The 13,264-nt window shown below is 68.0% G+C and carries 11 protein-coding genes; 4 read left to right on the top strand and 7 right to left on the bottom strand.

Translation table 11 applies throughout. The features are described from left to right. The first annotated feature begins 183 nt into the window (after window positions 1-183). Complete coding sequence (locus ABD848_RS20705) at window positions 184-1,425, top strand: LCP family protein (RefSeq protein WP_344975267.1); 1,242 nt, start codon at window positions 184-186, stop codon at window positions 1,423-1,425. Between the two features lie 109 nt (window positions 1,426-1,534). Here ABD848_RS20705 and ABD848_RS20700 read toward each other — a convergent pair whose 3' ends face one another. After that, window positions 1,535-1,741 carry a hypothetical protein gene (locus tag ABD848_RS20700; RefSeq protein ID WP_344975264.1) on the bottom strand — a complete coding sequence of 69 codons (207 nt, stop codon included), beginning with the start codon at window positions 1,739-1,741 and terminating at the stop codon, window positions 1,535-1,537. Window positions 1,742-2,381: 640 nt separating this feature from the next. Here ABD848_RS20700 and ABD848_RS20695 point away from each other — a divergent pair. Both ABD848_RS20695 and ABD848_RS20690 read left to right on the top strand, forming a co-directional pair. Beyond that, window positions 2,382-3,125: a TenA family protein gene (locus tag ABD848_RS20695; protein ID WP_344975261.1), complete on the top strand. Its 744-nt coding sequence runs from the start codon at window positions 2,382-2,384 to the stop codon at window positions 3,123-3,125. A gap of 78 nt (window positions 3,126-3,203) precedes the next feature. After that, window positions 3,204-4,067, top strand: coding sequence for a hypothetical protein (locus tag ABD848_RS20690; RefSeq protein WP_344975258.1), 864 nt, complete (start codon window positions 3,204-3,206; stop codon window positions 4,065-4,067). Between the two features lie 342 nt (window positions 4,068-4,409). Here the strand turns inward: ABD848_RS20690 and ABD848_RS20685 are convergent, their stop codons facing one another. The 3 genes from ABD848_RS20685 to ABD848_RS20675 all read right to left on the bottom strand — a co-directional run bounded on the left by ABD848_RS20685 (window position 4,410) and on the right by ABD848_RS20675 (window position 7,600). Continuing rightward, complete coding sequence (locus ABD848_RS20685; RefSeq protein WP_344975256.1) at window positions 4,410-5,414, bottom strand: hypothetical protein; 1,005 nt, start codon at window positions 5,412-5,414, stop codon at window positions 4,410-4,412. A gap of 166 nt (window positions 5,415-5,580) precedes the next feature. Next, on the bottom strand, window positions 5,581-6,333 hold the full coding sequence (locus ABD848_RS20680) for a hypothetical protein (protein ID WP_344975254.1): 753 nt from the start codon (window positions 6,331-6,333) through the stop codon (window positions 5,581-5,583). Window positions 6,334-6,694: 361 nt separating this feature from the next. After that, window positions 6,695-7,600 (bottom strand): hypothetical protein, encoded by a 906-nt coding sequence (locus ABD848_RS20675; RefSeq protein WP_344975251.1) that lies wholly within the window; start codon window positions 7,598-7,600, stop codon window positions 6,695-6,697. A 911-nt stretch (window positions 7,601-8,511) separates the two neighbouring features. On the opposite strand from ABD848_RS20675, the gene ABD848_RS20670 reads away from it, so the two are divergent. After that, window positions 8,512-10,206, top strand: a complete 1,695-nt coding sequence (locus ABD848_RS20670) for a sensor histidine kinase (protein ID WP_344975248.1) — start codon at window positions 8,512-8,514, stop codon at window positions 10,204-10,206. Between the two features lie 172 nt (window positions 10,207-10,378). On the opposite strand, the gene ABD848_RS20665 is transcribed toward ABD848_RS20670, so the two are convergent. The 3 genes from ABD848_RS20665 to ABD848_RS20655 form a co-directional block, all read right to left on the bottom strand. Continuing rightward, the gene (locus ABD848_RS20665; RefSeq protein ID WP_344975246.1) at window positions 10,379-10,834 is read right to left on the bottom strand and encodes a pyridoxamine 5'-phosphate oxidase family protein; all 456 of its coding nucleotides are present in this window, start codon (window positions 10,832-10,834) and stop codon (window positions 10,379-10,381) included. A gap of 38 nt (window positions 10,835-10,872) precedes the next feature. After that, window positions 10,873-11,538 (bottom strand): response regulator transcription factor, encoded by a 666-nt coding sequence (locus tag ABD848_RS20660; RefSeq protein WP_344975243.1) that lies wholly within the window; start codon window positions 11,536-11,538, stop codon window positions 10,873-10,875. 213 nt (window positions 11,539-11,751) lie between these two features. Next, window positions 11,752-13,215 (bottom strand): amidase, encoded by a 1,464-nt coding sequence (locus ABD848_RS20655; RefSeq protein ID WP_425567630.1) that lies wholly within the window; start codon window positions 13,213-13,215, stop codon window positions 11,752-11,754. Between the last annotated feature and the right edge of the window lie 49 nt (window positions 13,216-13,264).

Raw genomic sequence — 13,264 nt, 5'->3', positions numbered from 1 at the left:
TGCGTTGACAATCGCACCGCGAGGTCGGGAAATGTCCTCCGCACAGTCGCGCACGACGATTGTCCTAAGATCGGAAGATACCCCCACGGACACGTCCTCTCCGGTGCTGCCCTCGCACCCGGTTGCCCCCGGACGTCTCTCCCGATCCTTTTCACGTGAGCCGATTAGAAGGCGCCCCCTTTCATGTCCACCGAAGACGCAGCCGCCCAAGCCGTATCCGAGCCTCGGCAGCCGCGCCGACGACGGTGGCGACGGATTCTGGCGTGGACCTCGGTGGGCGTGGTGGTGCTGCTCGTGGCGAGTCTGGGCACGGCTTATGCCTACTACCGCACACTGCGCGCCAACATGGTCCAGCACGACCTCGAAACGGCCCTGAACGAGGAAGAGCGCCCGCCCAAGATCGGCGACGACCTCAACATTTTGTTCATCGGCTCGGACAAGCGCACCGGTGACAACGCCAAGTACGGCGGACGGGACTTCGTGGGGGAGCGTTCCGACGCCCTGATGCTCGCCCACATCTCTCCGGACCAGGGGGTCACCGTCGTCAACTTCCCCCGCGACTCCCTCGTCCAACTCCCCGCCTGCGAGCCCTACCAAGGCACCGACGGTACCGAGGGCTACTACGGCATGATCAACGCCGCCCTGTTCCATGGCGGGCCGCCCTGCGCGGTCAAGGCCATCGAGTCGCTGACCGACATCCGCATCGACCACTTCGCCCACCTCAGCTTCGTGGGGTTTCGTGACATGGTGACGGCGATCGGCGGGGTGCAGATGTGCATCCCCCAACCCATGGAGGATGAGCGTTCCCACCTCGATCTCGACGCCGGAGTGCAGGTACTCGACGGGGAGGAGGCCCTCGCCTTCGTACGCGCCCGCTACGAGATCGGCAACGGCGGCGACATCGGGCGGATCGACCGCCAGCAGATGTTTCTGGGGGCGTTGGCCGACAAGGCGACGAGCAGTGACGTACTGACCAGCCCCAGCAAGATGTCGGGGTTGCTGGATGCGATCTCGCGCAACACCCAGACCGACGACGAACTGACGTTGGACCGGATGATCTCCATCGGCTCCACGCTCTCCGATGTCGAGCTGTCGGATATCACCTTCTACACCGTGCCCTGGTGGCCGGCGCCTTCCGATCCCAACCGGGTCGTCTGGGATCAGGAGAAGGCGGAGCGGCTGTTCACGGCCATCAACAACGATGAGTCTCCCGAAGCGGCCGCGTTGGAGACCGCACCGAGCACTCCCTCGACGACACCTTCGGCGCCCTCGTCCCCTTCCTACCCGGCCGAGCCCTCCACCGAGCCTGTGGCAACCACCGCTAGCCCTTCGGCCGGCAACGTCATCGAAGGCCGCGACGCCACCTCCAACCCGTGCGTCAACGGCCTCGGCGCGGGAACTGAAAGCGAACAGCGGCTGCCCTGACCGCGATCGGCCAGACGTTACCGCTCCCGCCCCGGGGGTTGAGGGGCGGGAGTCGGCTCAAGGGAGCCTGCGTGGGAAGTGCTGCTCCGTGGCGGGCGGGCGCGACGGGTTAAGTGTTGGTCCAATTGGTGCAGTCGTCCCAGTTCCACTTGAGCCAATGGGTGTCTTCGCAGACTTTGAAACCGCGGACCTTGTGCCGATCGTTGTAGCGGTAGAGCGGCTGGGGGTGGTCGCGCCTACCGTCCGAGAGCACATGCATCGAGTTGTCGTTCCACACCTTGTAGGCGATGTAGACGGTGTTGCCGTCAACAGCCATATCGTGGACTGAAACCCGGTGCCCGTCCTTGGAAACGCAGCCATGCCCATCGATATTGCGATTCGGATAGTTGGCACCCCAGTGACAATGATGGCCACTGTGAGCATTTGCGGTGCCTGTGGCCAGCAGACTTGCGCCAATAATCATCACGCCGGCGGCAGCCACGGCTCGCCATGTACGCAAAAATTTCACTCCTTTCTAGCGATACCAACATCTTTTCCCGCACCCGCGAAGCAAAAACTTCACTCTCGCAAATTACCCACGGAAAACATTTTTCCATTTCACAAAAAAGCTACTGTCGGAAATATCTAAAATTTCACTGAAAAGAAAGTGACCACCAAAAAGAAAAAGATTTGACATATCCGTCATCCATCGCTTCCGGAGCTTCTGATGGGGATAAAGGTGCCTGTCGCAGCCGTGCGCCGTGATCCTCACCGACACTCGTGCGATTGGTATTTGCCCTAGGGCTGCGCACCCTGCCGGTTGACGATCGCATGCCGGGCCCGGACCTCGACGGCGCGATCGCGGCGACCGTGCCGCGCGGCGCGAAGGATGCGCCGGTAAAGGCTGCATAGGGTCGTTCGCAGCGCTACAACGTCGAGTAGTCCCAACCGATCCGTAACGCACGAGTGGAGGAACAGTGGTCACCTCTCCTGTCGCCGACACCGAGACAGGCTTCACCGCCGAACTCGGCCAGCGCCATGCGGACCTGTTCGCGGCGTTCTACGAGCACCCCTTCCTTGCAGGGATGCGCGAGGGCAACCTGTCCAAGGAACGGGTGCTGCACTACCTCGGCCAGGATCACCAGTATCTGAGCGCCTACATCCGCTGCTACGGCTTGGGGCTGGCCCTGTCCCCCAACCGGGAATGGATGCGGTATTTCCACGACAACATCGCGTTCATCCTCGAGGAGGAGGCCCACCCCCACCACGTGCTATGTGACTACGTGGGAACGAGCTACGAGGAAGCCCAGGTCGATCAGCTCGCCCCGAGCGCGCGAGCCTATATCGACCACATGATGCAAGCCGGACGCGACACCCTGGGGGTGCTGCTCGCCTCGCTGTTGCCGTGTCCGTGGACCTATACGTGGGCGGCGGATCGTTTCCTGCGCGACGCCGGCCAGGACGGCGACCCCAGCAAGAACAACCCCTTCCACGGCTGGTGGGCGTTTTACGCCGATCCCCAGTGCCTGGCCATCACCACCAAGCTACGAGGCATGATCGACGATCTCGCCGACGACACCGGCTGGGCCGAGCGGGAACGGATGGAGCGCGCCTTCTTCCTGAGCTGCCACCACGAGATCCGATTCTGGCAAATGGCCTGGTCCCTTGAGGACTGGACACCCCCGGAAAGCCACCGAACACAAAACACAATCGTTTCGTGATCGTGATCACGATGTGCCGTAACCGCGACGATACATCCGGCTACGAGGTTGCAATGTCAGCAGGTCACGCTGACGGACATGCGCCAAAGCCGAATTGACCGGAGCACACCGTCTCAACGCACTGTCCCGGAAACCCGGCGGAACACGTTCCTCAACACCGAGCTGCGAGAACTCGCCGGACTGTTCCTCGTCGCCGGTGCCGCCCACATCTTCGTGGTGGCGCTCGGCCATCAAACCTACGGGGGGCCACTACTCATCGGCCTGGGCATCGTCGTCATCTGCGCGGCGCTCGGCTACCGCTGGTGGCGGCACAACCGCACCGCCTCTGAACTGACGACAACGCACAGCGGGGACGAGCGCCTGTGGCGCATCCGAGTCGAGGTACGCGACGTGCCCGGAGGACTGGCACCCGTCACTGCGCGGCTCGCCCGACTGGGCGTCGATATAAGGTTCGTTCAGATCCATCCCGGCTACACCGACGTCGTGGACGAGTTCCTCGCCTCGGCACCGGCCAGTGTGACGCCCGAGGAACTGGCGGCAGCCGTGACTCGGGCCGGAGGGCGAGACCCGGTGATCCAGCCCGCGGACATCCACGAACTCAGCGATACCACGAGCCGAACCCTCGCCCTGGTCTCCGGGCTGATCAGCGCGCCTGCGACGTTGCCGGCAGCGCTGCGCGGCCTGTCCGGCGCGCGGGAGGTCACAACGCGCCCCGCGCCGCCCAACGGGATGGGCGCCGACGATATCGCGGGGTCGGTGATGTGCTTGAGCGCCCCCGATGGCGGGGTGCTGGTGCTCAACCGCGACGGCATCGCCTTCACCCAAGTGGAGTTCGCCCGCTGCCGGGCGCTTGCCGACGTGGCCGCACAGCTCAGCGGGGCTCGCAATGCCAGCAATGCCAATGGGGGGAGTAGGCCGGCGGCGCCGGAGGGCACCGAATAACCGCGGCCGGCTGCCCCGGCCGGCGCCGCTGCTCTGCGGTCACCGCGCTGGCGCGGTGACCGCAGAGATCTGCCGCACCGTCTCCCTGTCGTTCATGCCGAGGCGGCCGGTCATGCCGTGGCGATGTCCGCCCCGAACGGCCCCGACCACGGCTCTGTCGCCTCCGCTGCGAACGGGCCCCGCTCCTTGCCCGTGGGTGTTTTCCAGACCGCGATTCCCGCGGCTGCTTCGCGCCGGAGGGAAGCGAAAGAGCTCTGCCATGAGCGGCGCGGGACGCCCACCTCCCCGAAAGGAAGGGGCGCCCCGCGCTGTCATTTCGTGGCGATCGCTGTGGAGGAGCCGCTACAGGACGGAGACGGGCTTGCTGGCGGCCAGGTCGGCCACGCCGGAGAGGCCGGTGGCGTCAGTGGCCGTCCCCACGGGGTCGGTGGTGGCGTGCTCCGCCATGCGCCCGGTGGCCGCGCCGGTCACCGCCGTGGTGGCGCCGAGGGAGTCGCCAACCGCGCCGGTGGGGGCGGGCAGGCTCTGCTGGACGGTGTCCGTGGCCTGCCGCGCGGTACCGGCGGCGCGGTCCGTGGGCAGCGTGTCGGTGACACCGGAGACGGTGTCGGTGACCTGGGACGTGGCGGGCACGGCCCCGCCGTCTTGCAGCGGGGTGGCGACCGAGTTCGCCGTGGTCTCAACGGGTGTGTCGGCAACCGAGCCGACCAGGTCCTGGGGATTGGCCTGCTGCACGCGGGAAGCGCCGTCCTGTGCGGCGCCGCCCGTGACACCGCCGAGAACCTGCGGCAGGTCGCCCAGGCCGGAGGTGTCGGTGGCGGCCATGGAGCGCTGAGAGATGTTGGAGGCGCCCAGCTCTTCGCCGAGGGTGTTGGGCTCGGGCAGGATGCCGCGCACCGGCTCGCTGAACCCGTCGATCGTCAGGTTCCGGCCCACGGGCAGCGGGTCGCTGGACTCACCGTTGGCCATCGGCAGGCGCCCGGCCACCGGCTGGGAGAGGCCGTCGGCGGGAGCGACGGTGTCGAGGTCGACCGGCGTGCTGAAGTTGCGGGCTGTGGGGGCTCCACCGGCCAACTGGCTGGGCAGTTGCTGCGGCTCGGACAGCGCGCCGCCGGTGGCGCCGGTGACGGTGCTGGTGGCGCCCTGGAGCACACCGGGCAGCGGGGCGGTCACCGGGTTGCTCTGCGGCAGGACGCTGGTGGCCTGGGAAGCGGTGTTGTTGACGGCGCCCAGCGGGTCGCCCGGCAGAGGAGTCGCACCGGCGGCACCGGCCCCCATGGCGACGAAACCGGCGGCACCGAGACCGATGAGCAGAGCCTTCGCGGAAACCTTGGCCGAGGTGTACATGCTGGTATGTCCTCTCAAATCGTTATCGCGCCTCACGGAAAGTGCCGTGAACGCTACAAGCTGTGCTGTCAAAGGGGCGCGCTATGGCCCGAACGTGTGCAACGGCCGCAACCGGCACACGGGAAAATCACATGGGTGTCGTGGCGGTCGGTTGGGAGGCGTGGAGCTAGGCCACCGAGATGGGCTGGCCGGCGGCCATGTCGGCGATCCCGGAGAGGCCGGTGGCGTCGGTGGCTTCGGTGACGGTGTCCACCGGGTCGGTGGTGGCGCCCTGGGTGGCCGCATCGGCGGCCCCGGTGGCCGTGTCAAGGCTCTGGTCAACCACACCGGAGGTGGGCAGGCTCTGCCGAACCGTGCCGGTGGCCTGCCGCGCGGTACCGGCGACCTCACCCGCGGGCAGCGCCCCCGTCACCTTGGCCACAGGAGCAGCCCCGGCGAGACCGGACGCGGTCTCGGTGACCTCGGAGACCCCGGGCACGCTCTCCACCGGTGCCGCCGGAACCGAGCCGAGCAGGTCCTGAGCGTTGGCCTGCCGCACGCGGGGGGCATCGTCTGTGACCTCGTCGAGGACCTGCGTCTGGCCCAGACCCAGGTCAGACGTGGCCGGCAGGTTGCCCAGGCCGGTGGCGCCGGACTCACCGTCGGCCATCGGCAGGCGCCCCGACACCGGTGTGCTGAGGTTGTCGGCCATGGGGGTGAGGGCGCCGGTGACGGTGTCGAGCGCGCCGGGCAGCGGGGCGGTCACCGGGTTGCTCTGCGGCAGGACGCTGGTGGCCTGGGAAGCGGTGTTGTTGACGGCGCCCAGCGGGTCGCCCGGCAGAGGAGTCGCACCGGCGGCACCGGCCCCCATGGCGACGAAACCGGCGGCACCGAGACCGATGAGCAGAGCCTTCGCGGAAACCTTGGCCGAGGTGTACATGCTGGTATGTCCTCTCAAATCGTTATCGCGCCTCACGGAAAGTGCCGTGAACGCTACAAGCTGTGCTGTCAAAGGGGCGCGCTATGGCCCGAATCCGTGTACCGGCCGAAGCGACCGGGAGCGACACACGGGCAATCTTCTTGGTGGACATCTTTCGAGGGGGCACCGATGCTTCCCGCTCCCGCGTCTGGGGGGCGCGGAGGTGGGGCTCGGAGTCAGCCGATCGGACTGGCAGGCCGCCGGCTGACGTGAATCTCGTGACCGAGTCCGGGCACGGGACTCACGTCAGCTCCCAGGACAGTGACTGGGACGCGGGCATCGTCCACCACGGTGAGACGGCTGCGAGGACCCGCGTCGCGCTCTAGTCCGGCGCGAAGGAAGGCTCGTCGACCGGGCCGCGAGGGGCGGCGTCGACGGCGGGAAAAGCGGCGCGCATCCGAGCGTGCGACCGGGAAGCGCCGGGAACGGTGGAGAGGTAGCCGGCGACCATACCGCCGGAACCAGCGGTGGACGACGAGCCGGAGCCGCCGACGCCCACGAGGGAGGCCGCGGCCCCAGGGGTGCCGAGGGTGTCGGGCGAGGACGTGTCGTCGGCCGACGCGGCAGCCCGCTCCGAAACACCGGGCGAAGACTGCGGCGCCACCGCCGACGAATCGGCGAGTTCGGCGTTGGTCTGAGAGGCAACTGCGCGCGGCGGAGCCGACGAAGTGCTCTTGGCTGCCGCCCGCGACTCCTCACGGCCGGCGGAGGAGGTGGCAGAGTTGTCCGCGCCGCCCGTGGCTGCGGGCTGTGACGCGGGGGCGCTGTGCTCCTGGGGAGTGGTCAGCTCGGTTACGGCGTCGACCATGTCACCCGGCGCTTGCGCCACATCGGCGACCCGCTCGATGGTGGCAGGAGTGGCCGCGGAGCCAGAGACCGGGGCTCCGGAACCGACGGCCTCGGCGACCTCAGTGACCTCGGAGTCGATCTCGGTGCCCGCGTGGTCGGTGACCTCGCTGACCGTAGAGGTCAGCGTATCGGCGGCTGCCCCTGTGGTGGATTCCCGCTCGCGGGCATCCTGCGTGGACGCTGTCGAGGAGGCCGACTCTTCGGCTCCCGTCGACTCGGCTGCCTGCGGACTGGGAGTAGCGGTGACCGCCTCGACGACATCGTCGACGGCTCCCAGCGCCTCGGCGCTGGCGGGAGCCGCGGCGAGGAGCCAACTGGCGGCCACAAAACCCACCATGAGCAGCAGGGCTCGCACCAGGGATTCCGAAGCGGCGCGCACGGACCGAACGGCGCGACGAGCGCGCCCTTCGCGACCGAGTGACACCACGGCGGAAATCCCTTCACGCTTGACCTCGCTCCCTTCTAGGTGAAGGGAGCTCCTCACAGTTGCCCGCTACGGGGGCTGTTTCACCGCTGAACGCGGAGGGGCAGGGACACTAGCCCGCCGCGTCGCGCGGCCCCGCTCGTGGCGGGTGTGTCGGACCGGGGCGCTACGGAAAGGCCCAGCCGGTGCCGCAGAGCCGGAACGAACACGGGGAGCTTCGTTCCGCCGACAAAAAGTGACGCTAGCACGATCGGCCTGCCGCGCAAGCGGTTCCGAGGAAAATCGGCAGCACGATGCCCGGTTCGCCAGAAAAATGATGCTCTGCACCAGGCCGGAGTGCATTCGATACGCGATCCCGACCCCGCGCCGGCCACGACCTCCCCCGCCCCAAAACGCCGGCGGGCCTTACCGTGTCCGCAGCGAGGCGATGCCATGCACGCCGGCCCCCTTAATAGCCATATGACCGACAAAACACTTAAAACCTAGGATTATTGTCCCAATCGGGACGTTAGGCCCTACACTCCCGTGTCCTTCGTCCTCTTGGGCGGGCTACGCAGATAACGATGTCCTAGGGGCACGCGGGTTGCGCCGCGTCTTCCGGTGCCATTGGACCGCTGGCACCGAAGGGGCATCCGGTGTTCGACCGCGCCGATGACGCACCTGGATGACTCAACCTCCCCAAAGCCCCCTTCCCCCCGGGGGCGTCAGGGTCGGCCCGGCTATGCGCGGAAGCCGGGCCGACCTCTGGACAGGCTTTCTCTCGGGGAGCGCGCGAACGAGTCAGCAGCGACAAAGCCATAAAAGTGCCCATTCCGCAATGAACACGTGGCGTGAGGGGATAACGTGTGTTCCGGAGGTATGGACACATGCCCGAACCCCCCGATCACCCACTGCTGCCACAGATGCGGCTGGATGAACTCCTTACCGAACTGCACTCCCGGCTCGAAGCTGCGCTGACGACACGTGACCGCATGCACTCACTGCTTGAGGCGGTCGTGTCGATCGGCAGCGACCTCGACTTGGGGACCGTGCTGCGCCGCCTCACCGAGGCTGCCGCACATCTGGTCAAAGCGCGCTACGCCGGGCTGGGGGTCGTGGGCGACGACGGCCGATTCGAGGAGTTCATACCAGTCGGTCTCACCCCGCAGGAGTCCGGGAGCATCTCTCGGTTCCCCCATGGGGACGGACTCCTGGCTTTCCCCACCACCGAGCGGCGCTCGCTACGGCTGAACAACCTGCAAGAGCACCCCAGTTTCCATGGCTTCCCCGAGGGACATCCCCCGATGAAGACCTTCCTCGGCGTCCCCATCCAAGTGCGGAACGAGGTCTTCGGCAACCTCTACCTCACCGACAAGCACGACGGCGGCGAGTTCGACGAAGACGACGAAGCCGTGGTGACCGCACTGGCCACCGCGGCCGGCGTAGCCATCGAAAACGCGCGACTCTACGAGGAGACGCGGCTGCGCGAACGATGGCTGGCGGCCTCGACCGAGATCACCACCCGACTGCTCTACGGCGACGCCGCCGAGGAAGTGCTGGGCTACCTCGCCCAACAGGCACGCGAAATGGCCGACGCCGATGTCGCGATCGTCTTGCTGCCCGACAGTGCCGACGAGCACCTTGTCGCCGAGATCGCCGAAGGCTCCGAAGCCACCGAGATCACGGGCTCGTCAGTGGCGATCGCCGACAGCCCGTGCGGTGACGTTTACCAGCACGGCGAAGGGATGACCGTTCCCGACCTACGCGACATCAACTGCCCGATGCTGGGGCATCGAGGCTTCCGGCCCGGCCTGCTCATCCCCCTGGGCACGCCTGAACACACCAGAGGCATACTGCTGCTCGCCAAACGCGGCGTGCGCGCCCCGTTCAACCCGGCGACGCGGCGCATGCTCGACGCCTTCTCGGGGCAGGCCGCGGTGGCACTGGAACTGGCTGAGGCGCGCCGTGACGCTGAGCGGCTGGTCGTGCTGGAGGACCGCGATCGGATCGCCAAGGACCTGCACGACATCGTCATCCAGCGGTTGTTCGCTTCGGCTATGACGCTGATGAGCACGGTACGGCTGATCGACAGCGCGGAGGGAGTCGACCGCGTGCAGCGCACCATCGACGACCTGGACGAGACCATCCGCGAGATCCGGTCGACGGTGTTCGCGTTGCAGAATCCCCCCACACCGCAAGAAACGTCGCTGCGCAATCGCATCCTGGCCGCCGTGGAGACCGCCGGGCGCACGCTGGGCTGCCGTCCGGGACTGGATCTCGTCGGGACCATCGACACATCGGTGCCCGAGGAGATCGGGGAGCACCTGCTGGCGGTGCTGCGTGAGGCGCTGTCCAACGTCGCCCGCCACGCCAAGGCCGACGCGGTCCAGGTGACGGTGCGCGCCGACGACGAACTACGGCTGGAGGTCACCGACAACGGGGTGGGGATGCCTGAACAGGGTCGCCGTAGCGGGCTGCGCAACATGACCGAGCGGGCCGCCGCGCTGGGCGGGGAACTGTCCACCGAAAGCGGGGCCGCAGGAGGCACGACGCTGGTGTGGCGCGTCCCGCTGTCGCGGTGAACCGGCCGGAGGGCCCATCCCGGTTGTGTTTTTTGAAAAGGGCGGCGAGGACAGGTAGTGGGCGGAAGCGAGTGAGCGCCTCCGCTGTCGCCTCAGGCTGCCGAGATCGCACAGCGGTCGAGACACGAGCGAACGGAGAACCCCCGCACGCCAGCCGTCCGAAAAACAGAACCTACTCGGCCTCCTGAGACAGGATGCGGCGCCCGGTGATGACCCTGGTCTGAATGCGGATGAAGTGGGTCCGTTCCCCCGGCGCCCACGGCCGTAGCGGCAGCCGGGCCAACTCGGCGAACTCGGCGGCGTCAGTGACGGCTCGCCCCGTCCCCACGACCATGACCGACCATCCAGTACGGCGGTAGGCGTCGTACTCGTCGACCTCGAAGGCCACGACCGCGTTGAGCGTGGCGCGGGCCAGTTTGGTGTCAGGGGAGGTCCGCACGATGATGTCCCTTCCCACCAGAGCGAAGTTCACCGGCTGTACGGCGGGAAGCGCCTGGTCGGTGAAGACGACGCGGCCAAGCGGCGCGGCAGCCAGCAGCTTGAGACACTCTTGGCGATCCAGCACCTCCAGACCGGCTGTGTCGACGTCGATCCCGCCGCCCCCAGGAAGCTCCCACTCCTCCGCCACAGGTGCCCCCTGCCGGATGTCCCGCCTCTCCATAGCGATCAGCGCCCCTGACCGCGCAGCTCGGAGACGAGGATCGCGGCCTGCGTCCGACGCTTGAGGTCAAGCTTGGACAGCACGCTCGACACGTAGTTCTTGACGGTCTTCTCTGCGAGGTAGAGCCGTTCCCCGATCTGCCGGTTGGTCAGCCCCTCTCCGATCAGGTCCAGGATCTGGCGCTCCTGCGGGCTGAGAGCGGAGAGCGGGTCGGGCTGTTCGCCGCCGCTGCCGCGCAGCCGTTCCATCATGCGGCCGGTGCTGCGCGGGTCGAGCAGGGAGCCACCGGTGGCGACGGTACGCACCGCACCGATGAGGTCGGCGCCGTGGATCTGTTTGAGGACATAGCCAGCGGCCCCGGCCATCACGGCGTCGAAGAGTGCCTCGTCGTCGGCGAACGAGGTGAGCATCAGGCAGGCGACTTCGGGGTGATCCGAGCGGATGTCGCGGCACACGCCGACCCCGGAACCGTCGGGCAGGCGAACGTCGATGACGGCCACGTGGGGCTCGACCGCGGGTAGCCGGCTCATAGCCTGCTCACAGCTACCGGCCTCCCCGACCACGCGCATGTCGCCCTCGCCCTCAAGCAGGGCGGCGACGCCACGCCGCACCACCTCGTGGTCGTCGACCAGGAACAGCCGGATCGGGTCCGGGCTCTCCTTGCCAGTCATGTCGCCTCCAGCGTGCCCCACGTAACAGTCGCCCGTTTCGACGTTAACGTGCGACGGCACCGCCCAGGCCGCCGAAGGTCTCCTTTACCGCGGGACCAAAGTCCCGCACTCGACGCGGCGGATGCGGCGTGGAGTGGGGCGCTTATAGAGCGTGACCAGTGAGACGACGGTCGGGGCGAGCGGCACGGCCCACCGCGGCGCCGGGGGCGACGGTCAACCGAGGGGGGACCACAGGTGCGGCCACGGCCGGATCTTTTCAAAGGCGTGGGCGGCAGCCAACACGCGGGCGTCGCTGTGGCGCGGGCCGACGATCTGTAGGCCGACGGGCAGTTGGTCGGCGGTGAACCCGCAGGGGACGCTGGCGGCCGGCTGCTGGGTCATGTTGAACGGGAAGCTGAACCCGGCCCAACTGGTCCAGCGCCGCTGTGGCCAGCCGGGGGGCACTTCCAAGCCGGCGTCGAAGGCGGGGATGGGCATGGTGGGTGTAAGGAGTAGGTCGTAGCTGTCGTGGAAGCGCCCCATGCGCTCGCCCATGGCCATGCGTGTCCCCATGGCCGCCAGATAGTCCTGCGCTGAGTAGCTCAGCCCCTCCTCAATGATCTCGGCCAGCCCGGGGTCGAGGAGCGCACGCTGGTCAGCCGTGAGGTGCGCGGTAGCCTTGGCGGCTCCGGCGAACCACAGCACGTGGAAGTCCTCGGTGCAGTCAGGCAGGCCGGGGTCGACCTCTTCGACGTGGGCACCGAGTTCCTCGAAAGCCCGCACGGCCGCGGCCACGGGGCGCGCGACCTCCTCTTCGACCTCGACGTATCCCAGCGTGGGGCTGAAGGCGATCCGCATGCCGGTCAGCGGCTGGTCCAAGGTGCTGGTGAAGTCGCCCGGCGGTGGCGCCAGAGCCGACCAGTCGCGGCTGTCGGGGCCAGAGATCACGTCGAGCATGAGGGCGGCGTCGGCCACGGTGCGGGTCATGGGCCCAGAGTGGGCCAGGGTGCCGAACGCGCTGGCGGGGTAGTGCGGCACCAGCCCGTAGGTGGGTTTGAGGGCGAAGGTGCCGGTGAAGCTGGCGGGGATGCGCACGGAGCCGCCCCCGTCGGTGCCGGTAGCCAGGTGGGTCATCCCCATGGCGACGGCCGCGGCGGCTCCCCCGCTGGAGCCGCCCGGGGTCATGGTGGTGTCCCACGGGTTGCGGGTGATGCCGGTCAAGGGACTGTCGGTGACCCCTTTCCAGGCGATCTCGGGGGTGGTGGTCTTACCGACGAGGACCGCGCCGTGCTCGCGCAGCCGGGCCACGGCGGGCGAGTCCTCCTGCCATGACTGGTCAGGGTCGACGGTGCGGGAGCCGCGCAGGGTGGGCCAGCCCTGGGTGAGCATGATGTCTTTGACGGCGGTGGGCACGCCATCAAGGCGGCCGTGGGGGCTCCCCTGGTGCCAGCGGCGCTCGGACTCGCGCGCCGCAGCGCGAGCCTCCTCGGCTTTGACCAGGCAGAAGGCGTTGATGTGGGCGTCTTCGCTGGCGATGCGGTCGAGTACGGCGTCAACGGCTTCCACTGGGGAGAGCTCGCCGGCGGCGTAGCCGGCCAGGAGTTCGGTGGCCGACATCTCCGCCGGCGAGGCGGGGGTATCGCCCTGCCAGGGGGTGGCCGCGCCGGAGGGGTCGGTTCCTTGGGCCTTGATGCTCACTGCGGACCTTCTCTCGTTGGCTGGTCGAGATCCCGCGGGAGCGGGACCA

Source organism: Salinactinospora qingdaonensis (assembly GCF_039539445.1).
GTDB lineage: Bacteria > Actinomycetota > Actinomycetes > Streptosporangiales > Streptosporangiaceae > Salinactinospora > Salinactinospora qingdaonensis.
Note: the sequence above shows the minus strand (reverse complement) of the source record. Positions and strands in the feature narration are given on the sequence as shown.

Coding starts and splice junctions, on each gene's coding strand:
- ABD848_RS20705 (WP_344975267.1), top strand. CDS start 184: ATGTCCACCGAAGACGCAGCCGCCCAAGCCGTATCCGAGCCTCGGCAG.
- ABD848_RS20700 (WP_344975264.1), bottom strand. CDS start 1,741: ATGGCTGTTGACGGCAACACCGTCTACATCGCCTACAAGGTGTGGAAC.
- ABD848_RS20690 (WP_344975258.1), top strand. CDS start 3,204: ATGCGCCAAAGCCGAATTGACCGGAGCACACCGTCTCAACGCACTGTC.
- ABD848_RS20685 (WP_344975256.1), bottom strand. CDS start 5,414: ATGTACACCTCGGCCAAGGTTTCCGCGAAGGCTCTGCTCATCGGTCTC.
- ABD848_RS20680 (WP_344975254.1), bottom strand. CDS start 6,333: ATGTACACCTCGGCCAAGGTTTCCGCGAAGGCTCTGCTCATCGGTCTC.
- ABD848_RS20670 (WP_344975248.1), top strand. CDS start 8,512: ATGCCCGAACCCCCCGATCACCCACTGCTGCCACAGATGCGGCTGGAT.
- ABD848_RS20660 (WP_344975243.1), bottom strand. CDS start 11,538: ATGACTGGCAAGGAGAGCCCGGACCCGATCCGGCTGTTCCTGGTCGAC.